Source organism: Kribbella sp. NPDC004536 (assembly GCF_042873835.1).
Lineage (GTDB): Bacteria > Actinomycetota > Actinomycetes > Propionibacteriales > Kribbellaceae > Kribbella.
In genome coordinates this window covers 1,534,332-1,560,417 of the sequence record NZ_JBIALY010000003.1, presented here as the reverse complement: position 1 = coordinate 1,560,417, position 26,086 = coordinate 1,534,332, and the positions used below count along the sequence as shown (strand labels likewise).

The 26,086-nt window shown below is 68.7% G+C and carries 26 protein-coding genes; 15 read left to right on the top strand and 11 right to left on the bottom strand.

All coding sequences use genetic code 11. The features are described 5' to 3' along the window. Window positions 1–496: 496 nt before the first annotated feature. From ACFYRU_RS32915 to ACFYRU_RS32900, 4 genes are all read right to left on the bottom strand, one after another. A complete protein-coding gene (locus tag ACFYRU_RS32915; protein ID WP_387665882.1) occupies window positions 497–1,564 on the bottom strand; it encodes an aminotransferase class V-fold PLP-dependent enzyme in 1,068 nt (355 codons plus the stop codon). Beyond that, on the bottom strand, window positions 1,561–2,340 hold the full coding sequence (locus tag ACFYRU_RS32910; protein WP_387665879.1) for an acetylxylan esterase: 780 nt from the start codon (window positions 2,338–2,340) through the stop codon (window positions 1,561–1,563). The genes ACFYRU_RS32915 and ACFYRU_RS32910 overlap by 4 nt, the downstream gene beginning before the upstream one ends. A gap of 69 nt (window positions 2,341–2,409) precedes the next feature. Next, window positions 2,410–3,336 carry an acetylxylan esterase gene (locus tag ACFYRU_RS32905; RefSeq protein ID WP_387665877.1) on the bottom strand — a complete coding sequence of 309 codons (927 nt, stop codon included), beginning with the start codon at window positions 3,334–3,336 and terminating at the stop codon, window positions 2,410–2,412. Window positions 3,337–3,374: 38 nt separating this feature from the next. Next, window positions 3,375–4,682, bottom strand: coding sequence for a hypothetical protein (locus tag ACFYRU_RS32900; RefSeq protein ID WP_387665875.1), 1,308 nt, complete (start codon window positions 4,680–4,682; stop codon window positions 3,375–3,377). A gap of 153 nt (window positions 4,683–4,835) precedes the next feature. Between ACFYRU_RS32900 and ACFYRU_RS32895 the strand changes: the two genes are divergently transcribed. From ACFYRU_RS32895 to ACFYRU_RS32875, 5 genes are read left to right on the top strand one after another with little or no spacing between them, the layout of a single operon-like run. After that, entirely contained in the window at window positions 4,836–5,684 is an 849-nt protein-coding gene (locus ACFYRU_RS32895; RefSeq protein WP_387665872.1) for a helix-turn-helix domain-containing protein, read from the top strand. Window positions 5,685–5,694: 10 nt separating this feature from the next. Further along, complete coding sequence (locus tag ACFYRU_RS32890; protein ID WP_387665870.1) at window positions 5,695–6,891, top strand: FAD-binding oxidoreductase; 1,197 nt, start codon at window positions 5,695–5,697, stop codon at window positions 6,889–6,891. A 4-nt stretch (window positions 6,892–6,895) separates the two neighbouring features. Next, window positions 6,896–7,819, top strand: a complete 924-nt coding sequence (locus ACFYRU_RS32885; RefSeq protein WP_387665867.1) for an NAD-dependent epimerase/dehydratase family protein — start codon at window positions 6,896–6,898, stop codon at window positions 7,817–7,819. Between the two features lie 11 nt (window positions 7,820–7,830). Continuing rightward, the gene (locus tag ACFYRU_RS32880; RefSeq protein ID WP_387665864.1) at window positions 7,831–8,214 is read left to right on the top strand and encodes a PPOX class F420-dependent oxidoreductase; all 384 of its coding nucleotides are present in this window, start codon (window positions 7,831–7,833) and stop codon (window positions 8,212–8,214) included. A 33-nt stretch (window positions 8,215–8,247) separates the two neighbouring features. Continuing rightward, complete coding sequence (locus ACFYRU_RS32875) at window positions 8,248–8,742, top strand: AAA family ATPase (RefSeq protein WP_387665861.1); 495 nt, start codon at window positions 8,248–8,250, stop codon at window positions 8,740–8,742. Between the two features lie 282 nt (window positions 8,743–9,024). Here ACFYRU_RS32875 and dusB read toward each other — a convergent pair whose 3' ends face one another. The 4 genes from dusB to ACFYRU_RS32855 are packed head-to-tail and all read right to left on the bottom strand — an operon-like array spanning window position 9,025 to window position 12,542. Next, window positions 9,025–10,146, bottom strand: coding sequence for a tRNA dihydrouridine synthase DusB (gene dusB, locus ACFYRU_RS32870; RefSeq protein ID WP_387665859.1), 1,122 nt, complete (start codon window positions 10,144–10,146; stop codon window positions 9,025–9,027). A 1-nt stretch (window position 10,147) separates the two neighbouring features. Beyond that, window positions 10,148–10,792, bottom strand: a complete 645-nt coding sequence (locus tag ACFYRU_RS32865) for a hypothetical protein (RefSeq protein WP_387665856.1) — start codon at window positions 10,790–10,792, stop codon at window positions 10,148–10,150. A 2-nt stretch (window positions 10,793–10,794) separates the two neighbouring features. Next, window positions 10,795–12,180 (bottom strand): glycine--tRNA ligase, encoded by a 1,386-nt coding sequence (locus tag ACFYRU_RS32860; protein ID WP_387665854.1) that lies wholly within the window; start codon window positions 12,178–12,180, stop codon window positions 10,795–10,797. Between the two features lie 47 nt (window positions 12,181–12,227). Beyond that, a complete protein-coding gene (locus tag ACFYRU_RS32855; protein WP_387665851.1) occupies window positions 12,228–12,542 on the bottom strand; it encodes an antibiotic biosynthesis monooxygenase family protein in 315 nt (104 codons plus the stop codon). A 66-nt stretch (window positions 12,543–12,608) separates the two neighbouring features. Between ACFYRU_RS32855 and ACFYRU_RS32850 the strand changes: the two genes are divergently transcribed. The 3 genes from ACFYRU_RS32850 to ACFYRU_RS32840 are packed head-to-tail and all read left to right on the top strand — an operon-like array spanning window position 12,609 to window position 16,985. Next, entirely contained in the window at window positions 12,609–15,575 is a 2,967-nt protein-coding gene (locus ACFYRU_RS32850; RefSeq protein WP_387665849.1) for an ATP-binding protein, read from the top strand. After that, window positions 15,572–16,666 (top strand): class I SAM-dependent methyltransferase, encoded by a 1,095-nt coding sequence (locus tag ACFYRU_RS32845; protein WP_387665846.1) that lies wholly within the window; start codon window positions 15,572–15,574, stop codon window positions 16,664–16,666. Before ACFYRU_RS32850 ends, ACFYRU_RS32845 begins: the two co-directional genes overlap by 4 nt. A gap of 22 nt (window positions 16,667–16,688) precedes the next feature. Next, a complete protein-coding gene (locus tag ACFYRU_RS32840) occupies window positions 16,689–16,985 on the top strand; it encodes a DUF6703 family protein (protein ID WP_387665843.1) in 297 nt (98 codons plus the stop codon). Window positions 16,986–17,002: 17 nt separating this feature from the next. Here ACFYRU_RS32840 and ACFYRU_RS32835 read toward each other — a convergent pair whose 3' ends face one another. Further along, a complete protein-coding gene (locus ACFYRU_RS32835; RefSeq protein WP_387665840.1) occupies window positions 17,003–17,542 on the bottom strand; it encodes a TetR/AcrR family transcriptional regulator in 540 nt (179 codons plus the stop codon). A gap of 90 nt (window positions 17,543–17,632) precedes the next feature. Here ACFYRU_RS32835 and ACFYRU_RS32830 point away from each other — a divergent pair, with 90 nt between their 5' ends. Beyond that, window positions 17,633–18,856 carry an FAD-dependent monooxygenase gene (locus tag ACFYRU_RS32830; RefSeq protein ID WP_387665837.1) on the top strand — a complete coding sequence of 408 codons (1,224 nt, stop codon included), beginning with the start codon at window positions 17,633–17,635 and terminating at the stop codon, window positions 18,854–18,856. Here the strand turns inward: ACFYRU_RS32830 and eboE are convergent. Together eboE and ACFYRU_RS32820 are read right to left on the bottom strand one after the other, a co-directional pair. Further along, window positions 18,815–19,954, bottom strand: coding sequence for a metabolite traffic protein EboE (gene eboE, locus ACFYRU_RS32825; protein ID WP_387665834.1), 1,140 nt, complete (start codon window positions 19,952–19,954; stop codon window positions 18,815–18,817). The genes ACFYRU_RS32830 and eboE overlap by 42 nt on opposite strands. A 72-nt stretch (window positions 19,955–20,026) precedes the next feature. Then, window positions 20,027–21,319, bottom strand: coding sequence for a YibE/F family protein (locus ACFYRU_RS32820; protein WP_387665832.1), 1,293 nt, complete (start codon window positions 21,317–21,319; stop codon window positions 20,027–20,029). Between the two features lie 52 nt (window positions 21,320–21,371). Between ACFYRU_RS32820 and ACFYRU_RS32815 the strand changes: the two genes are divergently transcribed. From ACFYRU_RS32815 to ACFYRU_RS32790, 6 genes are all read left to right on the top strand, one after another. Then, window positions 21,372–22,289, top strand: a complete 918-nt coding sequence (locus ACFYRU_RS32815; RefSeq protein WP_387665830.1) for a metal ABC transporter substrate-binding protein — start codon at window positions 21,372–21,374, stop codon at window positions 22,287–22,289. After that, window positions 22,286–23,041 carry a metal ABC transporter ATP-binding protein gene (locus tag ACFYRU_RS32810; RefSeq protein ID WP_387665828.1) on the top strand — a complete coding sequence of 252 codons (756 nt, stop codon included), beginning with the start codon at window positions 22,286–22,288 and terminating at the stop codon, window positions 23,039–23,041. The genes ACFYRU_RS32815 and ACFYRU_RS32810 overlap by 4 nt, the downstream gene beginning before the upstream one ends. Then, window positions 23,038–24,036, top strand: coding sequence for a metal ABC transporter permease (locus ACFYRU_RS32805; protein WP_387665826.1), 999 nt, complete (start codon window positions 23,038–23,040; stop codon window positions 24,034–24,036). The genes ACFYRU_RS32810 and ACFYRU_RS32805 overlap by 4 nt, the downstream gene beginning before the upstream one ends. Before the next feature lie 52 nt (window positions 24,037–24,088). Next, on the top strand, window positions 24,089–24,481 hold the full coding sequence (locus ACFYRU_RS32800; RefSeq protein ID WP_387665824.1) for a Fur family transcriptional regulator: 393 nt from the start codon (window positions 24,089–24,091) through the stop codon (window positions 24,479–24,481). Between the two features lie 50 nt (window positions 24,482–24,531). Further along, entirely contained in the window at window positions 24,532–25,005 is a 474-nt protein-coding gene (locus ACFYRU_RS32795; RefSeq protein ID WP_387665822.1) for a MerR family transcriptional regulator, read from the top strand. 63 nt (window positions 25,006–25,068) lie between these two features. Then, entirely contained in the window at window positions 25,069–26,046 is a 978-nt protein-coding gene (locus ACFYRU_RS32790) for an aldo/keto reductase (protein ID WP_387665820.1), read from the top strand. Window positions 26,047–26,086: the final 40 nt, after the last annotated feature.

Here is a 26,086-nt window from a genome sequence, read left to right as displayed (position 1 = left end):
CCACCGGAACCCCACCCGCCGCAACCCACCCGCCAGGCAACCCACCCGCCAGGCCCACCCTCGCCAGCAAGCCCGCTCCACTGGCAGGTTGTTGCGCGCCTACCGCGTTGTAACCCGCTGGCAGGTTGTTGCGCGCCTACCGCGTTGTAACCCGCCACCCGTCAAACAACCCGCCACCGAGGACCCCGGCACGTACCGCAGCACGTGCGGGGTGCGGCGCAGGCGGGGGTGCACCGCGGGACCGGGCGCACGACGGAGGCGCGCGGTGCGGGTGGCCCGCGGCGCAGGCAGCGCAGGCGGAGCAGGTGGGGCAGGCGGCGGGGGCGGGCATACGGCGGGGGCGGGAGCTGGCGGGGGTGCACCGCGGGACCGGGCGCACGACGCAGGCGCGCGGTGCGGGTGGCCCGCGGCGCAGGCCGGGCAGGCGGGGCGGGCGGCGGGGGGTTGGGGGGTGGGGCATACGGCGGGGGTGGGAGCTGGTGGGGGTGCCTGAGGGTTAGTGGGGTGGGGTGAGGTGGTTGAGGAGTGCTTCGAGGACTTGTTTTTCTTCGCCGGGTTGGAGGGTTTGGGGGTTGAGGGCGATGGCGTCGGCGGGCAGGCCGTAGGTGCCGACGGAGATTCGGGGGTCGCCGGCGAAGAGTTGTTGGACCAGGTCGTCGCGGTTTCTGGTGAGCCGGAGTACGGCGCGGCTGTGCGGTTGACCCGCCTCGCTCGGGTAGCCGCGCTCCACCACCACGCCCGGGAGACCTTGGAGCCCGGCGATCCAGCCGTCCACCACGCGTTCGTAGCCGGCGAGCAGTTCTTCCTCGTCCTGCTGCAGCGTCCACTCGACCGCGGCGAGCAGACCCATCAGTTCCTCCTTGCCGACCTTCATCCCACGCCCGATCTCGTGCAGCGGGGACGTGTGCGCCCGTACTCGTTCCACCAGCCACCGCTTCCCCAGCACCAACCCGCTGGCTTGCGGTCCGCGGAGCCCTTTCCCGCCGCTGACGAGAACCGCGTCCGCTCCGAGATCCCGCGTGAACCGCCACAGGCTAGCCACCGGCGGGATCTGCGCGGCCGCATCGACCAGTACCGGTACGCCGGCCTCCCGGGCAACCCGCACCACGTCCTCGATCGGCAACGCACCCGCGGCGTAGTGCGCACCGGCGAACCACAGCACACACGCCGGCTTCCGGGCGAGCGCCGTACGCAACGCGTCCTCCGTCGGCCCGATCTCGACGATCCGCACCCCCAGGAACCGAGCCGAGTAGTCGTAACCGTTCCGCTGACTCGCGAACATCACCACCTCAGCCCCGAGTGGGAAGGCCTGCGAGTCGGTCGTGATGCAAGCGGCGACCGCCAGGGTGATCGCCGCGGCGGCGCCGGAGGTCACGTAGGCGGCCTCGTTGTGGGTCAGCTCAGCGAGGCGCTCCCCCACGCGCGTGTTCAGCTCCGGCAGGTCGACGAACTGCGCCGCCGCGTCCGCCATCGCCTGCACCACCGGCGGCGGCATCAGCGAACCGCCCAGCACCGTGACCGTCGCGTTGGCGTTGATGACGGGCCGCACCCCCAGCGGATTCATGCGACGAACTTCGACATCGCCGGCACACCGGACCGCCCCGCCAGCCACGCATCGAGGAAGTCGTTGTCCGTCCCGTCGAGATGCGTCGCCTTGTAGACCTCAGCATCAGGCAATGCCGTGATCAACGCCTGGCACCAGTCCTCGTCGTCCACGGACAGCAACGTACGCCCCGCGACCGCCGGAGCATGCCGCGCGGGATCGTAGTACGAAAGGGTTGTCGACAATCCGATTGTCGACGCTCCACCGCGCACGTGGTCGTTCAGCTCCTCCAGCGGATACAGGCACGACCTGAGCCGCGCCTCCATCGCCCGGTAGAACAACAGGTCCGTCACCCGTACCGAACTGAACCCGGGCCGCCGCGCCGCCGTCAGCACCGCGAGGTCGTCACCGGTCACCGCGACCCGCGCCGGATCCACCTCCGCCAGCCCTGTCAGGAACTCGGCGGCGCGGAGGCAGTCGGCCGCGATCCCGCGGTAGATGTACGTCGACGGGTCGTCGATCCCCATCGTCAACAGTCCCGGGTACGCGGCCGCGAACCCCTCGTCGGCGAGCCGCTGGCCACGGTGCATCAGGCTGAGGACGACGTACCGGCTCCGGTCGTTCGGGTGCGGGATGTTGTTGACGCTGCCGTACCGCGGCGTGATCAGCAAGCCCGGGAACGGTCCGTCGCCGGTCGGGATGCTCAGGTTGCCGTACACGCGGTACGGCCCGGTGCTGGTGATCCGCAGCGAGTAGAACGTCGCCTCGTCGGTCGTACGCGCCGGTACCACGTCCATGACCGGCCGGCCGGGGATGGCCGCGACTCTTCGTCGACCGCGGCCCAGTAGGCATCGAAGGTCATCAGGTCAGCGTCCCGGGGTGAGGTGTTCGGCAAGGAAGTCCTCCACGACTCGCATCACGTCCGGCAGACCGGCGTGGTGCGCGCAGTGCGGGTACGTACGCAGGGTCTTCTCGCACGTCAGCACCCGGTGCAGCGCGAACCCGGTCTCGGGCGGGCAGACGTCGTCCTCGAGGCCGAGGTACAGCAGCGTCGGCGCTTGTACCTTCGGGGCGAAGTTCAGGCCGTCGTAGTACGCGACGGTTTCGCGGACGCGGTCGACGTCCTTCGGGTGGATCCGCAGGTACTCGTTGATCTCCTCGTACGGGTACGACCGCGTGAGCGTCGGCGCGGTCATGATTCCGCACAGGTACGGCGCGCCGGCCGCGACGCAGCGCATCACGCCGGGCATCAATGCGGCCGTGGAGATCCCGAGACCGCCGCCCTGGCTGGAGCCCTGGAGACCGATGCGCTGATTGTCGATCTCCGGACGATCCAGCAGTACTTCGACGGCGCGGACGACATCGAGGTAGAACCCGCGGTACCCGTACGTGTTGTGGTCAACGATGTTGTGCGTGAGCAGACCCGGGTAGCCCGGGTTGAAGACGTCGTTCGAACGGAGCTTGCCGCGCGGGGCGATCGCGAGCGTGGCGTAGCCGAGCTCGGCCCATTCCTTCGGCACGGTCGGCTCCGAGATATACCCGGGGATCGTGACCAGGCCCGGTAGTGGTCCGGGGCGATGGCGCGGCACCGCGTACCAGCCGGCGATCCGGAGACCGCCGTAGCTGGTGAAGCGCAGATCGTAGACAATCAGACGATCCGTGGACAGGGCCGGGATTTCGGTGAGCACCGGGTCGAGCGGGTACGACGCGCAGTCCGCGAGGCCGGCCGCCCAGAAGTCGTCGAAGTCCTCGGGCAGGTCGACCTCGACGGTCGTGTTCTCGGGGTCTCTCAAGGGCGTTCCTTTCACCGGGGCACTTGGGAGCCGGCGGGTCAGCTCCATGGTTGTGCCTCCAACGCTTGGGCGATGCGCAGTCGGTACAGACGCGTCGGGCGTCCTTTGGGGTGGTGCTGGGCGGTTCCCTCGGCGCTCACCAGGCCGCCGGCGTCGAGGGTCCGGATCAGGCGGCGTCCGCTCTGGTCCGTGATTCCGAGATGACCGGCAAGCTCTCCAGGCGAGAGCGTGCGGCCTTGTAGTTCGTGGTCCAGCGCGGCCAGCCGCGACACGGTGACGGCGCTCAGACCGACGTACTTCGCGAGGTGTTCGACGTCGTCGCCGTGGGAACGGTACGAGTACCGCAACGCCTCGCCCGCCGTTCCCATCGGGCCGATCACGACGCCGCTGTCCTCGAACAAGTACGCGCAGGACTCGCCGGCCAGCTCGGCCCGCGCGGCGGCCTGCTCAGCGAGCAGGACACAGTTGCGGGCTGAGACACCGACGCCGAAGCCGGCCGAGAGCTGCGCGCCGAGTGCCGTGGCGGCCTCGGCGAGCGCCGGTACGGCGACCCAGTTGCGGGTGATCCGTTCGAACAACGCCTTGTGGGCGAAGACGACGACACCACGGCGTCCGCGGTTCTCGATCCAGGCGCCGGCGAACTCGGGAGTGTTGTGCACGTGGTTCATCAGCCCGATCCGGGCCCGTTCCACGTCCGCCGCGTCCGAGATCAGGAAGACGCCGGCCGCGAACCGTTGCGCGCCGGCCCGCTCGGACTCGATCCGCAACGCGAGCTCGTGCAGCTCGGTCCGGATCGTGGCCGGCACCGGCATCCCGCTGATGATCGGGAGCTGCCCGGCGAGTTGCTCCCGTACGGCGGCCCGCACGCTGATCACATAGCTGGTGCCGCCGAACCGGGCGTACGCATCCCGGTGGAAGGCGGCGATCTCGTCAACGGTCTGGGTCGGTGCATACGGCAAACAGTCGATCTGGTCCTGATCGAGGTCCAGCGCGCTGGCCACCGCTTCGACCGCTTCGGCCGGGAACGTATCGATGCTGACGGGCGTACGGCCCCAGCCGTGTTCGCGGGCGCGGTAGAGCGCGAGCGTCAGGTCGAGCGCCGACGATCGGATCACGCCGACCGGCAGGCCGGGTGGAAGGAGTTCCTGGCTGGCGGTGTACGGCACGGGACCGGCGAGGAACCCATCGAGGTGCGTCGTGCTCAGGAACTCGGCGACCCGGTCGCGGATCTCGTCCTCGTGGTCGTAACTGACCCATTCGACGTCCACACCGCTCAACGTGCGCGCGGCGTCGTGAAACAACTCGCGATGCGTCACGTGCATGACGACGCCGATCACGATGTCCACGGACACTCCTTTTACGAACCACGTTCGGAAGTGATTCGTAATTGCGTTGCCGTCCAAGGTCCCTGGAATCCGCTGCCAGGTCAAGGGATCGGCAGCTTTCGAGCACAGTCGAACCCTTTGACACGTCCCCGCTGACAGCCGTTGAGTGCGAACGTGTATCTCGAACGAGCACCGGTCCCCGGGCTGTCCGCGGTGGTCCGGACGGTCTGGATCCAGCGCACCGGGGCGACCGACCACGTGCACCGGCACCTGCCCACCGGCGGCGTCGAGCTCCACTTCCCGATCGGCGGGCGCCCGCACCTGCTCGGTCCGTTGACCGGGCCGGCGATCGAGGTCATCCCGGCGCGGACCACATTGGTCGGCGTACGTTTCCATCCCGGGACCGCGCCGCCGCTGCCGGCCGTACTCGACGACCTGGTCGATCAGCGGCTGAGCTTGGCCGATCTCTGGGGCGCCACGGTGGAACGGCTTGTGGATGCGATCGCCCGGGCGACGACTCCCGAGCGGGCGCTGATGTACCTGCAGGCACACCTGCTGAACGAGTTCCGCATCGCGGGCCGGCCCGATCGGCTGGTGCGGGAGGCCGTACGGGCACTGATGCCTTGGCAGCCGGTCGCCATCGACTCGGTCGCCTCGCAACTGTCGCTTTCCACCAGCCAGCTGCGCCGGCGCTGCCTGCACGCGGTAGGTACAACGCCCAAGGTCCTGCAGCGGACCTTGCGCTTCCAGGGTTTCCTGGCGCTCGCGCAGGCCGGTGCGACACCTTCCGGCCGGCGCGGCGTCGACGGTACGGCGGGGCTCGCGATCGACGCCGGCTACGCGGATCAGGCGCACCTCAGCCGGGAGTGCCTGCGGCTGACGGGTCTGACCCCGACCCAACTGCTCGGCGAGAACCTCGACCGCTGCGCCTGCGAACACGACCACTCGGGGTCGTACCTGCCGTTCCTCGCGGGCCTGAGCATGCACGATTTGTTCAAGAATCCGAGGGTGCGCCGCTCCTAGTCTCGGGCACATGATCTCGCGACAGACCCGGGCGACCACCGTGGCGGAGGTCGCCGCCGCCGTCATCCAGGCTCATGCCGCGGGTGAGCACCTCGTGCCACGGGGCGGCGGCCACTGCTTCGCCGGGCGGTCCTCGGCCGGCGACGTCATCTTGGACCTGACCGGACTCGACACGATCTCAGTAGCTGCAGACGGGACAGCAACCATCGGCGCCGGCGCGCTGCTCGCCCAGGTCTACGACGAACTGCACGCGTACGGCCGCGCGCTCCCGGCCGGCTGCGGTCCGACCGTCGGCATCGCCGGACTGGCCCTCGGCGGCGGCATCGGGCTGATCGGGCGCAAGTACGGTCTCACCTGCGATCGGTTGGTCGGCGCGCAGCTCGTGCTCGCCGACGGCAGCGTCGTCGAGACCGACGAGACCCGCGAACCCGACCTGTTCTGGGCGCTGCGCGGTGCCGGTGGAGGGCAGTTCGGCGTGGTCACCGTGCTGCGGTTCGACACCGTGTCGGCCCGGCCGATGACGCGCATCGCTGCGGACTGGGTCGTACGTGCGCCGGAGGAGTTGGTCGCCGCGTGGCAAGCCTGGGCGCCTGACACACCTGACGACCTGACAGTCAACCTCACGCTCGTCTCCCAACCGGGTCGAACAGTCCGGGCCGTCGTCACTGGAGCCAGCCTGCTCGCGGAGGACCCGACCCGGGAACTGCTGCAGGAGCTCGGCGACCTGAGCGGTACGCCCGTGCCGTTCGAGCTTCACGGCGGAATGTCGCTGCGCGACCTCAAGCGCAGCCTCGCCGATCCGTCGGATTACACGACCCGTCGGATCAGGTCGGAGTTCTTCGGACAAGCGCTGACCGACGGCGTTCTCTCCGCGCTGCTGACCCAGCTGCGAACCGGCGGAGAACGTCAGCTGTCGTTCACCGCGATGGGCGGCGCGTACAACCGGGTCGGGGTGCACGCCACGGCATTTGCCCACCGCAACGAACGCTTTCTGCTCGAGCACGTCGCCGTACGGGCGGATCCCTGGATCGACGCGTCGTGGACGACAGCGCATGCCGACGGCAGCGGGCACGTCTACCCGAACTTCCCCGATCCGGCGCTGGCCGACGCACCCACGGCGTACCACGGCGCGAACCTGGCGCGTCTGCGCGCGGTCAAGAACGCCTACGACCCCGAGCACTTCTTCCACTTCCCACAAGGACTGTGAGCCAATGACGATCCTCATCACCGGCGGACTGGGCATGATCGGCGCCCACACCGCCCGCGCACTGACCGACCTCGGCCACCAGGTCGTTGTCACTTCGCACCGCGCCGCCGACGTACCGTCGTTCCTTCGGGGACGCGTCACGGTGCAGTCCCTGGACGTCACCGACCGGGAAGCGTTCCTTGCCTTGGGCAAGCAGTACGACGTCACGGACATCGTCCACCTGGCCGGCAGCATCCCCGGCGACGATCCGGTCGCGTACTTCCGGACCGACCTGACCGGGCTGCTCAACGCCCTCGACGCGGCCCGTGCCTGGGGCGTCCGGCGGTTCGCGGTCGCCAGCAGCATCGGCAACTACCTCGGCCAACCGGACGTCCCCTGGCATGAGGACCTTCCGCTGCCGACTGTGGACCTGCCGCTGCTCATCGTCGCGTTCAAGAAGGCCGTCGAACCGCTTACCACGCACAGCCTTCAGGACACCGGTGTACAACCGGTGCTGCTGCGCATCGGTAGTACGTGGGGGCCGTTGATGGACCCGGAGTCTCCGTTCAACCCGATGCCGCCGTACATCAGCGCCGTACTGCGCGGTGAGAAGCCACCGGCCCTGTACGCCGACGACGGCGGCGACTGCTGCTACGCGCCGGACGCCGGCCGGGCGATCGCGCTGCTCACCGTGGCCGACAACCTGCCCCACACGGTCTACAACGTGTCCAGCGGACGGCCCGTCACGAACCGCGGGTTCGTCGAAGCCGTCCAGAGCATCCGCCCGGACCTACCACTCGATCTGCTCCCCGGCCGCTCCCACGGCCCTGGTCAGGACCCGTACCTCGACATCACCCGGCTCTCTCGCGACACCGGGTTCGCACCCGCCTACGACATCACCACCGCCGTCGCCGACTACGCCGCCTGGCGCACCGACAACGCCCGCTGAAGGAGTACGCCATGCTCGACCCCGCTGTCCGTGCGGTCCTCGAGACCGCCTCGTACGGTCACCTCGCCACCCTGCTGCCCGACGGATCGCCGCACAGTACGCCGGTCTACGTCGGCGCACACGACGACCACATCGCCTTCTTCACCGGACCCGGCATGCGCAAAGCCCGCAACCTACGCCGCGACCCACGCGTGGCACTGTCCATCGTCCCGGCCGACAACCCGTTCGAACCAGTCACCATCCGCGGCCGAGTCGTCCAATGGATCGAAGGCGACGAGGCCTGGCCAATCATCGACCACCTGGTCGCAAAGTACATCGACCTCAAATACCCCCGCGACCAGGAGCGAGTCGTCCTACTCATCCAACCCGACCACCAAAAGACCGGCATGAGCTGAGGATCCGCGCCGGCGGGATGGTTGGATGCAGGTGTGCTGGTCTTGTTGTGCGGGCTCTCGTTCTCGGGGAAGAGCACTGTTGCGCAGAAGCTCTCCCGGCAGCTACCGGCGCACGTCGTGAGCCTCGACGAAATCAACGCGCGCCGCGGCCTGTGGGGCGGCGACGGCATCCCCGTCTCGGAATGGGCCCAAACCCATCAGATCGCCTCAACCGAGGTGCGGGAGTTGTTGACTTCGGGCGCGACGGTGGTGGTTGACGACACCAGCTCCCCACGATTCCTACGCGACGCGTGGCGCGCACTGGCGGCGGAGACCGGCGTCGAGTTCGCCCTGGTGTACGTCAAGGCCGACGAAGCAACCATCCGCACCCGCCGAGTCCAGAACCAAGCCTCCCCCTCCCGCCCCGACGTCACCGACCCCGTCTTCAACCACCACCTAACCACCTTCGACCCCCCCACCCCAGACGAAGCCGCCCTATCCGTCGACCAAGTGCTGACCAGCAGATGCGGCGTACCGAAGGACGGGTAGTCGTCAACAACCCCACCCCAACCGCGCAACTCCTCACCCTGTACCACCACCCGCCCCCACCACCACTACCCGCCCTTCGGTACACAACCTGACGGACGCACCACAACACGCATACCCAGCACCTTCCCCACGAACCGGCAGCACACCACCGCAGGCCGTGACCGCTCGGCCACCAGATCCCCAGGACGTAGAACAGCCACACGCACGCCGGTGCTTCACGGGCGAGGCGGTAGCACGCCGCCGGAGGCGGCCAAGAGAACAGCCGCCGCGAAGTGGTGTCCTTTAGCCGCCGGAGATGCCTATTTCGGCGGCGGCTAGGTCGGCGGTTAGGCCGTCGGTGTCGTTCAGCCAGCCTTCGGGGAGGATTACGTGGTCTCGGGGGCTGCCTTGGCGGCCTCGGGGGGCGCCTAGTTCGGCGACTGGGAACGGGGCGGTGGGGTCGAGCTGGGAGAGGAGTTCGTCCAGGTGGGCGAGGGTGTCGACCATGCCTAGTGCGGCGCGGAGTTCGCCGCCGGCCGGGAAGCCCTTCAGGTACCACGAGACGTGCTTGCGGAAGTCGCGCAGCCCGCGCTGCTCCCCCATCAGCTCCGCGAGCAGCTCACCGTGCCGCCGCATCACAGCAGCGACCTCGCCGAGGGTCGGCAACTCGAGGACCTCGTCCCCGGCGAAGGCCGCCGCGAGGTCGCGGAACAACCACGGCCGCCCGAGACACCCGCGTCCGACGATCACGCCGGCGCAGCCGGTTTCCGCGACCATCCGTAGCGCGTCCCCGGCCTCCCAGATGTCCCCGTTCCCGAGTACGGGAATTGAGACGTGCGAGACAAGCGCGGCGATCGTCGACCAGTCCGCCTGACCTGAGTAGGCCTGCGCGGCCGTACGTCCGTGCAGCCCGATCGCCGCCGCGCCCGATTCCTCCGCGATCCGCCCGGCGTCCAGGTACGTCTGGTGCGAGGCGTCGATCCCGATCCGCGTCTTCATCGTCACGGGTACGCCGTACGGCGTCGCGGCCTGTACCGCGGACCGCAGGATCGCGCCGAGCAGGTTCCGCTTCCAGGGCAGCGCTGCGCCACCACCCTTGCGGGTCACCTTCGGCACCGGGCACCCGAAGTTCAGGTCGACGTGCGCGACCCCGTACGAATCACAAAGGATCTGCACCGCCCGCCCGACGTAGACCGGGTCCACGCCGTACAACTGCACGGACCGCACCGTCTCGCTCTCCGCGAACGTGAGCATGTCGAGCGACTTCTGATCGCCCTCGACGATGCCGCGCGACGTGATCATCTCGCACACGTACAACCCGGCGCCCTGCTCCGCGCACAGCTGCCGGTACGCCGCGTTGGTGATGCCGGCCATCGGCGCCAGCACCACCGGCGTCCCGATGGTCAGATTGCCCAGCTTCAACACGTCACGCCTTCTCCACCTGGACCTGGCCGTTGCCGGTGACCGAGGCCTTGTACGGCTGGACGGCGTTCGCCGTCGTGGTGACGTCGCACCCGATCGGCGGCCCGTCGTGAACGACGATACCGATCTCGTCCATGTCGCAGGTGACCTTCGAGGCGCCGGCCGCGGTCCGCAGCACCGCGTCGACGACCTTGGCGCGGACGATCGCGACCTGCGCCGAGGTGAACTTGTACGACGCGCTGTACTGCTTCGCGTCGACGGTCAGCTTCCCCGTGAACGACTTCCCGGAGTACGTGACGGTGCAGTCCAGCGAGTGCTGCCCGGCGGTCTCGACCTTGTCGATGCCGGGGCACTTCACCGTCGTCCGTGCGGCCCGTCCGGCCGCGATCTGGGTCTGCTTGGCGATCGCGAACGTGATCCGTTCGGCCAGCGGCGCGTCGTCGGCCGGCGCACCCGTGACGGTCGGGGTCGGCCAGGGCTTCGAAGGCGTCGGCAACGGGGTCAGCGACGGCGTCGACGCGGTCGGAATGGACGATTCCCCCACGGTAGGAGCAGTCGAAGGGGACGACGAACCGGACGGCTTGCTGTCCGAGCACGCCGCCAGCGCGAACACGGCCAGCCCCACCAGCAGCCCCCGTACAACCTGCATGCTCAGCAGCCCACCAGGTGCTGGGCGAGGTACCCGGTGACCTCGGTGAGCGCGACCCGCTCCTGCTTCATCGAGTCCCGCTCGCGGATCGTCACGGCGTGGTCGTCGAGGGTGTCGAAGTCGACGGTGATGCAGTACGGCGTACCGATCTCGTCCTGGCGGCGGTACCGGCGGCCGATCGCGCCGGCGTCGTCGAAGTCGACGTTCCAGTTCTTCCGCAGCTCACCGGCCAGGTCGCGGGCCTTCGGCGAGAGGTCGGCGTTCCGGGACAGCGGCAGGACGGCCGCCTTGACCGGCGCGAGCCGCGGGTCGAACCGCAGGACCGTCCGCTTGTCGACGCCGCCCTTCGCGTTCGGCGCCTCGTCCTCGGTGTACGCGTCGAGCAGGAACGCGAGCACGTTGCGGGTCAGTCCGGCCGCGGGCTCGATCACGTACGGCGTCCAGCGCTCGCCCTTCTCCTGGTCGAAGTACGACAGGTCGGCGCCGGAGTGCTTGGAGTGCGTGGTCAGGTCGAAGTCGGTGCGGTTCGCGATCCCCTCGAGCTCGTCGAACTCCTTGCCGCCGAAGTTGAACCGGTACTCGATGTCCACGGTCCGCTTCGAGTAGTGCGACAGCTTCTCCTTCGGGTGCTCGTAGAACCGCATGTTGTCCGGGTTCAGCCCGAGGCCGGTGTACCAGTCCCAGCGCGCCTTCAGCCAGTACTCGTGCCAGTCCTCGTCGGTCCCCGGCTCGACGAAGAACTCCATCTCCATCTGCTCGAACTCGCGGGTCCGGAAGATGAAGTTGCCCGGGGTGATCTCGTTGCGGAAGCTCTTGCCGACCTGCGCGATGCCGAACGGCGGCTTCTTCCGCGCGGTGCCCATCACGTTCGCGAAGTTGATGAAGATGCCCTGCGCGGTCTCCGGCCGCAGGTAGTGCAGGCCTTCCTCGGACTCGACCGGGCCGAGGTACGTCTTGAGCAGGCCGTTGAACATCCGCGGCTCGGTGAAGGTGCCCTTGTTGCCGCAGTTCGGGCAGGCGATCTCGGCGAGCTGGACCGTCTCGGGGTCCTTGTTCTTGCGGCGCGCGAAGTCCTCGCGGAGGTGGTCGTCGCGGAAGCGCTTGTGGCAGGACTGGCACTCGGTCAGCGGGTCGACGAACTCGGCCAGGTGGCCCGAGGCCTCCCAGACCTGGGTCGGCAGGATCACCGAGGAGTCCAGGCCGACGATGTCGTCGCGGCCGGTCACCATGGTCCGCCACCACTGGGTGCGGACGTTGTTCTTCAGCTCGACGCCGAGCGGACCGTAGTCCCAGGCCGACTTGGTACCGCCGTAGATCTCGCCGCACGGGTAGACGAAGCCTCTCCGCTTGCTGAGGCTGACGACGGCATCGACGGTTTCCACGGGCACTTTTGGACTCCAGAACAGGTACAGACAGATCTTTGGAAGCAACCAGGCTATCGGTCGCGGGCGCCGCTATCGAATCCGTGCCGACCCGGCAGATCCTCGTACGCCGTCGGCTCGTCGATCGCCTGCGACAGCAGCGGTACCGCGGTGAGCTTCACCTCGTACGGCGAGAGCGCGCGCCGGTAGCTGCCGATGTTCTCGAACTCGAGCGTCAGCGCGAGCAGTTCCGGGTCGTCCACGTTCCGCCCGGTCCGGGCCGCGACGAACCCCTTCTGCCGCGCGAGCACGTCGACGGCGGTCTGCAACCGCTCTCCGAACCCGGCCTGCTCGGACTCCCCCACCCGGAACCTGATCACCACGAACACCCGGGTCACCCTACGGTAAGCGATCAGCACTTCCCCCCACGGCTGCCGCCGCCGCACAGTGGCGGTATGCCCGAGCGTGTGGTCGGCCGGACCCGGGAGCTCAGCACCCTGACCGGCCTGCTGGACGAGGTCGAGCGCGGCCGCGGCCAGGGCGCGCTCGTGATCGGCGACGCCGGGATCGGCAAGTCGACCACAGCGGCGGTGCTCGCGGACACGGCGCGGAGTCGTGGGTACGCCGTCGCGTGGGGCCGCTGCCCGGAGACCGAGGCCCTGCCGTACTGGCCGTGGCGGCAGGTGTTCCGCGCGTTGGGGCTGTCCATCGAGCCGGGCGACGGCGCTCGTACGAGCATGTTCGCCGCGGTCGCCGATCAACTCACCACAGCGACGGCCGCGCAACCGGCCGTGATCATCGTCGAGGACATCCACCTCGCTGACGGGTCGACGCTGGCCCTGCTCCGGTTCGTCGTCGGTCTGCTTCCGGAGCTGCGTTGCCTCTTGCTCGTCACCAGCCGCGACAACGCGGTCGACGTACCTGAGCCGGCGGCGGATGCGCTTCGGGCGCTGCCGCCTTCTTTCGTACGGGTGCCGCTTGGTGGACTGGATCGCGCGGAGACCGGTGAACTGGTCGCGCAGGTGGTTGGTGACGCGGACAGCACCTACGCGGACGCAGTACACGCACGGACCGGCGGGAACCCGTTCTTTGTGCAAGAGCTCGCGCGGTGGGACGCCGCGCGGGGTACTACATCCACGGAGACACCGACTGGCGTACGGCAGGTGTTGGAGCGGCGGCTGGCGCGACTACGGCAGCACACGTACGACGTACTCGCGGTAGCGGCTGTACTGGGTGAGGACGTGGACCTCCGACTGCTTGCTGCGGTTGCCGATACGGGCGATGTGCTCGCGGTGCTTGGTGATGCAGTGGCCGCTCGGTTGGCCTCTGTGTCTGAGGACAGGCTGCGGTTTGCGCATTCACTGGTACGTGAGGTCGTTTACGGCGGTCTTGGTGTGCATCGGCGGTCTGAGTTGCACTTGCGTGCTGCCGAGTTGCTGGCCGGTCAGAACGATGCGGGGCAGGTCGCTGCGCATTACCGGAGTGCCGGAGTGGTTGCCAGGTCGCAGGAGTTTGCTCTTGTGGCGGCTCGGGCTGCCCGTGATCAGTCTGGGTACGAGCAGGCGGTGCGGTTCTACGGGTGGGCCGATCTGGACGACCCTGTGGTGCGGGTGGAGCTTGGTGCGGCACAGGTACTGGCCGGGGAGTTGACGGCCGGGCGGGACACGCTGCGGGCTGTGGCTCGTACTGCAGGTGATCCGGAGACTGTGGCGCGGGCCGTCCTGGCGATGGGCGGTGGGGTCGGTGGGTTCGAGGTAGACCTCGGCGACGAGGAGTCGACGGCGCTGCTGGAGCGGGTGGTTCCACAGTTGCCCGACGATGCGCTGAAGGCTGCGGCTCTTGCGCGGCTCTCTCTTGGGAAGCTGCAGTCGGACAGGGGCGACCGTCCGCGTCAGTTGGCCGATGAGGCGGTGCGGCTCGCGTCGGCGGCAGGAGATGCAGCAGCTGAGGTCGCTGCGCTGGCCGTGTGGTGCGACGTCTTCTCCGGGCCCGATCACGTTGCGGAACGAATGACAGCCGCCGAACGGATGCTCGTACTCGGCGCCGGTGATCTGGGGTCGGTCCTGCTGGCTCGGCGGTTGCTGGTGGTGGGTCTGCTCGAACAGGGGCGGTTCGTCGAGGCGGACGTGCAGATCGCCGCGTACGCGCGGGCTGTGTTGCCGTTGCGGCTTCCGTTGTACGGGTGGTTGGTGCCTGTGTGGCGCGGTATGCGGGCCCTGATGGCTGGACGGCTGGACGAGACGCGCAGTTGCATCGAGGAGGCGACGCAGCTTTCCGACGACGCCGACAGTCCGAACGGGCGCCTGATGGTGTTCGCGTTGCGTGCCGCGCATGCCGATGTGACCGGCGTGATTCCGGAGCTGCGGACGTACGTGGAAGGGGTAATGGGTCCATTTGTCGGCAATCCGATGGTTGACGGTCCTTCGGCGTACTACTTCGCACGGACCGGGGCGACCGAGCAGGCGCGGAGGACCGTGCGGCGCCGGGTGCGTGCGGGGCTGGACGAGATTCCGCGGGACGCCGAGTGGTTGGAGTCGCTCGCGTTTCTGGGCGAGGCGGGGCGGGTGCTGGGCGAGGACTCGGTCGCGCAGGTTGTTTACGACGCACTTAGGCCGTACGCCGGACTGTGGGTGATCGACGGGATCGGTGGAGCCTGTCTGGGCAAGGTGACGCTGTTCCTCGGCCGGCTCGCCGCCAAGCTGAACCGCCCCGAAGCCCGTCAGCTCCTTGAGGATGCCCTCGAAGCACATCGCGCCGCCGGCGCGGAGACCCTGGTCGCCGAGACGGAGAAGTCGCTGACCGAACTCGGCGCAGAACCTGTCGCTGCCTTCGGTGGTGCGGGTGAGGTCGGGGCCCTCAAGTTGGTGGGGCTCGGGTGGGAGGTTTCTTGGCGCGGGGTTACGGCGCAGGTGGCTGATGGCAAAGGGGTTCGAGATCTTGCGGTGTTGCTGGGCCGGCCGCGAGTGGCGGTGAGTGTGGTGGAACTCTCGGGGCAGACACCTGGTGGGGATCTCGGGCCGGTGATCGACGGGCAGGCGCGGGCGGCTTATCGCGAGCGGGTGCGCGAGCTGGAGGCGGAACTCGCCGAGGCGGAGGACGGGAACGATCTCGGGCGGGTGGAGAAGCTTCGGGTCGAGCGGGAGTTCCTGGTTCGGGAGTTGGCGGGTGCGCTCGGGCTCGGTGGGCGGGCGCGGGTCGCGGGCGATCCGGTGGAGCGGAGCCGGAAGGCGGTGTCGATGCGGATCGGCGTCGCGGTGAAGGCGATCGAGCGGGTGCATCCCGCGCTCGGCCGGCACCTGCGCGCGTCGATCCGGACCGGCCGCCAGTGCGTGTACGAACCGGAGAACGACGTCACCTGGCATTGCCAGTCCACACCTGGCGCCCAAGGGATGAAAGCAACCACACAAGGAGGGGCACCATGACCACGACAGACATCCCGACTGCGGAAACCGAAGCCGCGGGGGCACTGATGGGCCGGATGTTCGGGGCGGCGCTGGGGGCGGCCGAGTTGTTCACGATCTATCTCGGGGACGTGCACGGGATCTACCGGGCGATCGACGAGGCCGGGCCGCTGACGGCGAGCGAACTGGCGGAGCGGACGGGGCTCGATCATCGGTACCTCGTCGAGTGGCTGCAGTCGCAGGCGATCAGCGGATTGTTGACAATCAGCGGAACCGACGTGTGGACCGACGAGTTCGCGCTGGCGCCAGGTGTTCGGGAGGCGTTGCTGGAGCCGACGAGTCCGGTGTACGCCGGCGGGCTCGCCGCCATCGTGCCGGCGGTCGGGCGGGCGTTCCCGCAGTTGGTGGACGCGTTCAAGAGCGGCGCCGGTGTGCCGTACTCCGCGTACGGGGAAGAGGCCGTCGGCGCGCAGGAGCTGCTGAACCGTCCCGCGTACGTGAACGACTTGGCGGCCGAGTGGATCCCGAACGTGCCCGGGCTGCACGACCTGCTCACGAAGGGCGCGCGCGTCGCGGACCTCGGCACCGGCGCCGGCTGGTCGGCGATCGAGCTGGCGAAGGCGTACCCGGCGGTGCAGGTGGACGGGTACGACAACGACGAGGACTCGATCAGCCGGGCGCGCCGGAACGCCGCCGAGCAGGGTGTCGCGGACCGGGTCGGCTTCGAGGTGCGCGACATCACCGAGGTCGTCGCGGGCGGTACGAGGTACGACCTGGTCACGTTCTTCGAGTGCGTCCACGACTTCGCGCACCCCGTCGAGGCGCTCGTCGCGGCCCGTACCGCGCTCGCACCCGGCGGTCGCGTGCTCGTGATGGACGAGCGAGCCGACGAGCAGCTCACCGCGCCCGGCGACGAAGTACAACGATTCCTCGCCGCCGCCAGCACCATCTGGTGTACGCCGCAAGGCCGGGTGGACGAGGACTCCGACGTCGTCGGCGCCATCATGCGACCGCACCAGCTCCGCCACCTCGCGGACCACGCCGGCTTCACCAAGGTCGACGTACTACCGATAGACCACCCGTTCTGGAGGTTCTACGAGCTGATCCCCTGAATCGACCTGGAACAATAGGCGCATGAGCACCCCCAGCAGCCCGCTGCGGCAGCGGATCACGAAGGTCAGTTATCCGTACGTCGCGAAGCTGCACGCCGCGCCCAAGCTGACCCTGCCGGGCATCACCCTGGTACTGGCGCTGGCGGGGGTGTTCGCGCCCGTAGTGGTCGGTGTGCCCGCGCTGGTGTTGCTGGCGCTCCTGCTGGGGTGGCTCGCGTTCCTGTCCTGGCCGGCGGTCACCGGCGGCCCGAAGTTCCTGCGCATCTTCTCGATCGTGCTGATCCTGCTCTTCGCGGTCTCCCGGATCGCCAACGGCTAACGGCTAACGGCTAACGGCTAACGGCCGAGGCTGTCGTACGCGGCGTCGACGGCAGCCTCGCGCAACTCTGCGACCGGTGTGTGCTCGATCATCACCGCACAGTCGGACAACCCGCCCAGCGCGACCATGCACCGAACCACGTCCCGCAACGACGGCGACGGACCGATCAGCAGCTCCGCGAGCGTCCCGCGCCACTCGATGAACCGGTCGGCGAGCTTCAGCTCGTGCAGCACCGACAGGTCGCGGATCGCGAGCTGGATCATCGCCCGGTGCCGGTAGGCGAGGTCGAAGTACGACCCGAGCAACTCGCGCGGCGACACCGGAGCGGCCACCCGAAGACCTTCGGCGTACGCCTCGAAGTCAGCGATCATCGGCTCGACCAGGCTGTTCAGCAGGTCCTCGCGGGACGCGAAGTGGTAGTACAGCGCCGGCTTGGTGACGCCCAGCCGGTCGGCGATGTCCTGCAGGCTGGTCTGCTGCATCCCCTGGACCGCGAACAGTTCGAGCGCGGCCTGCTGGATCCGCGCCCGGGTGTCACCGGTTCGTTGTCTCGGCATACCGGAAAGATTATCTGACCTTCCGTTAAGTAAGCCATTGACAACGCCGTCCTTGTTTACTTACCTTCCGATAAGTAAGGAGGGTGAGAGATGAAGATTCTGATCTCAGGGGCGAGCGTGGCCGGTCCGGTGCTCGCGTACTGGCTGCGCCGCTACGGCTTCGAGCCCACGGTCGTCGAACGCACACCGGCCGCGCGGCACGGGCTCGGCGGGCACGCGGTCGACCTGTTCAGCTCGGCCGCCGAGGTGACCCGGCGGATGGGCTGCTGGGACGCGATCGAGGCGGCCCGGACCCGGCTCGACGCGATGACGATCGAGCGGTTCGGCAAGCGCCCGGTCGAGGTCGACCTGAGCCGGATGTACGCCGGGATCTCCAGCCGGCACGTGGAGATCCTCCGCGGCGAGCTGACCAGGATCCTGTACGGCGCGAGCCGCGACAGCGCGGAGTACGTCTTCGGCGACTCGATCGCGAGCCTTGCCGACGACGGCGCCGGTGTCGACGTCACGTTCGACTCCGGGCTGGAGCGCCGCTTCGACCTGGTGATCGGCGCCGACGGCCTGCACTCGAACGTCCGCCGCCTCGCCTTCGGACCCGAGGAGCAACTGAACCGCCCACTCGGCGGCTATCTCGCGGTGTTCTCGATGCCCGACGTCTTCGGCCTGGGCAACCACACGCTCGCGCACCTCTCGGTCGGCAAACTCGTCGGCATCTACGGCGTGCGCCAGACCGGCCAGGTCCGTGCGGGCTTCCTGTTCCGCGGGAACTTCCAGTACGACCACCGCGACAAGGACGAGCAGAAAGCCTTGCTGGTCAAGGAGTTCGGGGACTACGGGTGGAAGGTGCCGCAACTGCTGGAGCATCTGGGGGCGGCGGATGATTTCTACTTCGACGGGATCGCCCAGATCACCCTGGACTCTTGGACATCCGGACGGGTCGCGCTGGTTGGGGATGCGGGGTATTGCCCTGGGCCGGCTGTTGGTGGAGGGACGAGTCTTGCTGTTGTGGCGGCGTATGTCCTTGCCGGGGAACTGGCGAGGGCGGGTGTGGACGGGTTGCGTAGTTATGAGCGACTGATCCGGCCGGTCGTGGAGCAGAGTCGGCGGCTCAGCCCGAAGGTGATGGGCACGATCATCCCCAACAGCAAGCTGGCACTGCAGCTGATGCCCGTGGCAGCAGCCGCACTCCCGAAGCTGCCCACAGCAGTACAGCGCTTCATCTGGTCGCAGAACGCGGTAGGCAAGGCACTGAGCTCAGTGCCGCTTCCTGACTACTCAGACCTGGTCCAGCCCGAGCGCAGTCAGCCGATCGCGTAGCCACGACAGCTCCTTGGTGATCCGTTTCGCCAACGCCTGCTGGCTTTTGGGCACACGTGGCCACACGTAGACCTCTGACTCCAGGTGATGCGTCAGCGGATGCCCGCCACCAACCAGACGAGCCAGGCAGTCGTCCAGTACGCCAGTAGTCGCGCTGAGCGGATCTGGTGGCGCAGCGTGCGCCGCCAGGTGCGCATGCATCCGCCAGGCCGCGTGGCCGGACAACTGTGACGACTGCGCCACGTCGTCGACCCCGGGCCCGCCCCACTCGCGTACCTGCCTCAGATAGCGAGGTACGCCGAGCTGGCCGAGCACGTACCGCCCTGAAGCATCACCCGGATCCACCAGCGTCGGAGCAACCGACAGCTGCGCCTTGACCACATCCACGCCCGCTCGCCACAGCAGCTCGAAGGACTCGGCAGGGTCCTCGAACTGGACGGCGAGATGACACGTGTCCAGCCCGAGCCCGATCAGCGACGCTCCGCCGTACGGACTCGAGTAGCGATCCAGCCACGCGGCAGCCTGTCCGATCATCTCGAGCACGCACCCGGGCTCGGTCTCGACCGCGATCCGGATCCGCCGGCCGGTACGGGCCTCCGTACGCGCCAGGTGCTGCTCCACCCGGTCGAACGCCTCCCGCGCGGCAAGGTTGCGCGCCTTCGACCACGGCACCCGCCACGCGAGCGGAACGGTCGAGATCGAGCCGTACGGCGCATCGCCCGGCAACAGGTCCGCGAGTACGTCGATCAGGTCGAGGGTGTACCGCAGCCGCTCGGGGTCGGTCCAGTCCGGGCAGTACAGGCTGGTCCCGGTCAGGCCGCCCGCGTGCGGGATTCCGTTCAGCGTGACGACCTCGAGCCGGTTGCGGTGCAGCGCGCGCCGGAGCTTGCTGAGCGATGCCGGCGAGTTCGCCAACCGATCGGCCAGCCGGTGCGGGAACCACAGCCCGACGCCGAGCACAGATACGTCGAGACCGGACCGGACCGCGCTCGCACAGCCGTCGAGCCCCGCGACGAGCTCGTCCAGGTCGGCAGCCGGATGCGCGGTCGAGCAATACCCCAGCTGGACGGTCGAACCGTCCCGATGACGGAACCTCATCAGCACTCCTCACCCCGTTAAGCCACGGACGGTGATGATGGGCGGACGGTCCGTGACCTACCTGAAGAGTACCTACGTAGCAGGCGTGGCGACCAGATCGCGGGAACGGTCGGCGACCGCCATCGCGGCGAGGGCAGTCGTGAGCGGGACCGCCGCGATGATGCCGAGGCTGCCGACCAGACCGCGGACGACCTCCATCGCGACCGCCTCGGTGGAGATCACCGACAGCATCGGCAGGTCCTGGATCGCGAACACGAGCAACACCGGCATCGCGGCTCCGGCGTACGCGAGCACCAGCGTGTTGACCACGGACGCGACGTGCGTACGGCCGATCCGCAGACCGGCCGACATCAGCTCGCGCCGGCTCGCGGCAGGATTGGCGGCGGACAGCTCCCACACCGCGGCCGCCTGGGTGACCGTGACGTCGTCGAGGACGCCGAGCGCGCCGATCACCATCCCGGCCACCAGCAGCCCGGCCAGGTCGAGGTGCGGCGAGAACGACTGCGCCTGCGTCGCCCCCTCGGCGGCGAAGCCGCTCAACTGCGAGAGGTCGGTGAAGAACCAGCCGAGCAGCACGGTCAGCCCGAGCGCGGCGATCGTCCCGGCGAGCGCGATCGAGGACTCCGCATTGATCCCGTGGGTCAGGAAGACGGCGATCGTCATGATCACCGCGCCGCCCACGACCGCGACGAGCAGCGGGTTCGACCCCCGGAGGATCGCCGGCAGGATGAACTGGGTGAGCATCACGGCGGTCACCGCGAGCGCGATCAGGGCCGCGAACCCGCGCCACCGGGACAGCGCGACGACCGCGATCGCGAAGATCACCGAGAGGATCAGCAGCGGCTTGACCCGGTCGTGGTCCACGTACTGGTACTTCTGGTCGGGCGGCGCGTCCTTCTCGATGGAGAGCATCACCATCTGGCCGACCTCGACCGGGATCGGCGCTCCCCCGGCCTTCGGCACCTGCACCGGCACCGACTTCCCCTTGTCCGCGGTGTTGCTCAGCTTCACGGTGGCCAGGTTGCACTTGTCCCGGGCGTCCGCGCAGGGCTTCAGCGCGGTGATCTCGCCGCGTGCCGTGCTGGTCTGGTACGAGTCGACCTTCACGTCGCCGCCCGGCCACAGCACGATCAGCGACACCACCGCGGCCACGATCAGCGGGACGAGGACGGCGGCGACGACGATCCGGACGCGGCGCGCGACGACCGCGTCGGAGTCCACCACCGAGGTGTCGACGACATGGTCGCCAGGCCCGTGACCATGCCCGTGGCCATGCCCGTGCCCGTGGCCGTGCGGAACTTGGAGCGTCCGGCGGCGGTTCGGTCTACGGTCGGCACGGCGTCGCCCGACGTTGCGGCTGGCCATCGTGAACTCCCTGTTTTGACAATCAGTTCCAACTAAGATGAAAATGATTGTCATGAGATCTGGTCTTCGAGCAATTATCGCCGGTGCCGCTACCGTGGCCGCCGTCGCCCTCGCCGGGTGCAGCGGCACCGCCGCCAACGGCGCCGCGAACGGGAAGCTCGACGTCGTCGCATCGTTCTACCCACTCGAGTTCATCGCCCGCACGGTCGGGGGCGACGCGGTGAACGTGACCACGCTGACCGCTCCGGGCGTCGAGCCGCACGACCTCGAGCTGACTCCGAAGCAGGTCGCCACGATCGCCGAGGCCAAGGTCGTCGTGTACGAGAAGACCCTGCAGCCGGCTGTCGACGAGGCCGTCGCGCAGAACGCGAAGGACGCCGGCTTCGACGTCGCCCCGGCCGCCCAGCTCGAGGACACCGGCGCGGACTTCGAGGGACATGAGAAGAACGCGCTCGACCCGCACTTCTGGCTCGACCCGGTGCGGTACGCCGCGGTCGTCAAGGCCGTCGAGGACAAGCTCGCGAGCGTCGACAGCAAGAACGCGGCCGGCTATCACCAGCGAGCGCAGGCGTTGCTCGCCCAGGTCGGCAAGCTCGACACCGAGTACCGGACCGGTCTGGCGAACTGCAAGCTGAAGACGTTCGTGACCAGCCACGAGGCGTTCGCCTACATGGCCAAGCGGTACGGTCTGACGATGGTCGGGATCGCCGGTTTCACGCCGGACGCGGAGCCGACGCCGACCCGGATCAAGGAGGTCCAGGACATCGTGAAGGCCCAGCACGTGACCACGATCTTCTACGAGGAACTGGTCAGCCCGAAGGTGGCCGAGACGATCGCGAACGACGTCGGCGTCAAGACCGCCGTACTGAGCCCCATCGAGGGCCTGTCGAACGCCAACTCCAAGGAAACGTACCTGACGCTCATGCAGGAGAACCTGCGCGAGCTGCAGACCGCGAATGCTTGCTCATGACAACTGAAAACGCCAAGGCCGTCCAGGTCGACGATCTGTCCGTCGACCTGGGCGGCCGCCTGGTGCTGCGAGGAATCGACCTGCGGGTCCGGCAGGGCGAGGTCGTCGCCGTGCTCGGCACCAACGGGTCCGGTAAGTCCACGCTGATCAAGACCGTCGTCGGCCTGTTGCCCGCGGCCCGCGGTGAGGTCCGCCTTTTCGGTACGGCGGTCCCCCGCTTCCGCGACTGGCGCCGCGTCGGGTACGTACCGCAGCGGATCACCGCGGCCGGCGGCGTACCGGCCACCGTGTACGAGGTGGTCTCGTCCGGGCTGCTGTCCAAGCGGCGGCTGTTCGCGCCACTCGGTGCCGCGGGCAAGCAAGCGATCGAGGACGCGCTGCAGGTCGTGGACATGGCCGACCGGCGCAAGGACGCGGTCGCCGAGCTGTCCGGCGGGCAGCAGCAGCGGGTACTGATCGCGCGGGCGCTGGTGTCCGACCCGGAGCTGCTGATCCTCGACGAGCCGACTGCCGGGGTCGACCTGGCCAGCCAGCAGATCTTCGCCGACGCGGTCCGGGAGCGGGTCCAGCGCGGGACGACCGTGGTGATGGTGAGCCACGACCTCGGTCCGATGGACGCGCTGATCGACCGCTCGGTGGTGATGCGCCGCGGCCGGATCGTGTACGACGGGCCGCCGCACGCCTCCCAGACGCACGCCCACGTCCACCACTCGCACACCGCCGACGACGAACCGGGGTGGCTGCCCTCATGACGATCTTCCAGCTCGAGTTCATGCAGCGGGCGCTGATCGCGGGCCTGCTGACCGGTCTGTCGGCGCCCGCGATCGGGACGTACCTGGTGCAGCGCCGGCTGTCGCTGATGGGTGACGGCATCGGCCACATCGCGATCACCGGCGTGGCGCTTGGTCTGCTGACCGGGAGCGCTCCGGTGCTGACCGCGGTGATCGTCTCGATCGCGGGCGCAACCGCGATCGAACTAGTACGCGCCCGCGGCAAAGCCACCGGCGACGTAGCACTCGCCCTGCTGTTCTACGGCGGCATCGCGGGCGGTGTGCTGCTCATAGGACTCGCGGGTCAAGGCGCGGCGACCCTGAACACGTACTTGTTCGGTTCGCTCACCACGGTCTCCCAGAGCGACCTGTACGTCGTCGTCGGCCTGGCCGTCGCCGTACTGGTCGTAGCGATCGGCCTGGGACCGCAGCTGTTCGCGGTGTGCCAGGACGAGGAGTTCGCCCGTACGACGGGACTCCGGGTCCAACTGCTCAACCTGGTGATCGCCGTGATGGCCGCGGTCACGGTGACGGTAGCTATGCGCACCGTGGGGCTGCTGCTCGTCAGCGCGCTCATGGTCGTACCTGTGGCGACAGCGCAGCAGATAACGCGGTCGTTCCGCAGTACGTTCGTCAGCGCGTGCATCATCGGCGTACTGGCGTGCCTGGCCGGCATCGTCACCTCCTACAACGCCAACGTCGCACCGGGCGCGACCATTGTCGTACTGGCGTTGGCCGGCTTCGTAGTGGCCGCAACGGTCGGTACGTTGCTCCGCCGCCGGTCGACGCGTCCGCTCGCGGACGAGGAGCCCGAGGTCGGCGTACCGGCGCCAGAGCCGCATGTGATGAGCGCCGGCCACCCGCACGCGCACAGCCAGGACTGTGGTCACAAGAAGGTCGAGCACGGCGACCACGTCGACTACGTACACGACGGGCACCTGCACGCGGCACACGGCGATCACTGGGACGAGCACTAGGTTGCTGACTTCTGAGAGACTGGAGGGCGGTATGGAGACGACAGGAGGAACGGTGGCTATCGGAACACGCTCGACCCGTCAGCGCGCGGCGGTCGCGCACGCGCTCGACAAGATCGACGAATTCCGGACCGCCCAGGAGATCCACCTGGAGCTCCGGTCCGCCGGTGAAGCCGTCGGCCTGACCACGGTCTACCGCACCCTCCAGGCGCTTGCGGACTCGCGTGAGGTCGACGTACTGCGAACGGCCGACGGCGAGACGGCGTACCGGCGCTGCTCGAAGGGGCATCACCACCACCTGGTCTGCCGCAACTGCGGCCGCACCGTCGAGGTCGAGGGCCCGGCCGTCGAACGCTGGGCCGACAAGGTCGCCGCCGAGCACGGCTACGCCGACATCAGCCACACGCTGGAGATCTTCGGCACCTGCAGCGAGTGCCAAGCGAAGTGATGTAGCTCACCTTTGCCTTTGAGCGCACTCGAAGGCATACCGTCGTACCCATGAACACGACAGAGCTGCTGGACCGCCGCGCCGCGATCGCCGCGTACAACCCGGAGCTCGATCCGGTGGATCCCGACCTGCTCTGTCTGCTGGAGCTGCCGGAGGACCTGCCCGACGACCTGTCGATCGCAGAGGCCGCCGAGCTCACCGGCCTGACCGCGCACACCCTGCGCTACTACGAGCGCATCGGCCTGGTCGACGTACGCCGGGACTCAGCCGGGTACCGCAGCTACAGCCCCCGGGCGATGTCGCGGATCGTGTTCATCAGCCGGCTGCGCGCCTCGGGGATGTCGATCGGCGCGATCAGCCACTACCTGGAGCTGGTGCTCGAAGGAGATCACACCGAACCGCAGCGGCTCGCGCTGATGCAGGAGCACCGTGCACGCATCCAGCAGCAGCTGCGAGACCTGCAACTCGCTCTTGCGGTGACCGACTACAAGATCGCCGTCTACGGCGGCACTGCCGCTCCGTAACCGACAACTGGATCCAGCCGACCGTCGCGCACGGCTCGGCCGGTTTGTGATGGGAGAAAACAGATGAAACTGGGTAACCAAGGCGCCGAGGTCAGCCGGCTCGGACTCGGCTGCATGGGCATGAGCTTCGCGTACGGCGAGGCCGACGAGAACGAGTCGGTCGCGACCCTGCACCGCGCCCTCGACCTCGGCATCACGTTCCTCGACACCGCCGACATCTACGGCTTCGGCGCCAACGAGGAACTCGTCGGCCGGACGATCGCGGACCGTCGCGACGAGGTGTTCCTCGCGACCAAGTTCGGCATCACCGGCGATCCGCTGGACCCGGCGGGAACGCGCGGCATCGACGGTTCGCCGGAGTACGTGCGGTCCGCGATCGACCGGTCGCTGCAGCGGCTCGGCCTCGACCACGTGGACCTGTACTACCAGCACCGGATGGACCCGACGGTGCCGATCGAGGAGACCGTCGGCGCGATGGCGGAGCTCGTCCAGGCCGGGAAGGTCCGCTACCTCGGGCTGTCCGAGGCGTCGGCGGAAACGATCCGGCGGGCGCACGCCGTCCACCCGATCACCGCCGTCCAGAGCGAGTGGTCGCTGTTCAGCCGGGACATCGAGGAGTCGGTGCTGCCGGCCCTGCGCGAACTCGGCATCGGCCTCGTCCCGTACTCGCCGCTCGGGCGTGGCATGCTCACCGGCGCGCTGCCGTCGGAGCTCGCGGCCGACGACTTCCGCCGTACGCTGCCGCGGTTCGCCGGCGACAACCTCGACGCGAACCTGCGGCTGGTCGAGGAGATCTGCGCCGTCGCAACCCGGTACGACGCGACGCCGGGCCAGGTCGCGCTCGCCTGGGTGCTTGCGCAGGGCAACGACGTGGTGCCGATCCCGGGGACGAAGCGGCGCAAGTACCTGGAGGAGAACTGGGCGGCGCTCGACGTCGAGCTGTCCGCGGCCGACGTCGAGGCGCTGTCGAAGCTGACCCCGGCCGGCACCCGGTACGCCGACATGACCTGGGTCGCCGGGCAGACCGCGCCGCAGAACTGATAAACTGCTCAGCAGTAAGCCTTCCACCGGACTTCCGGCG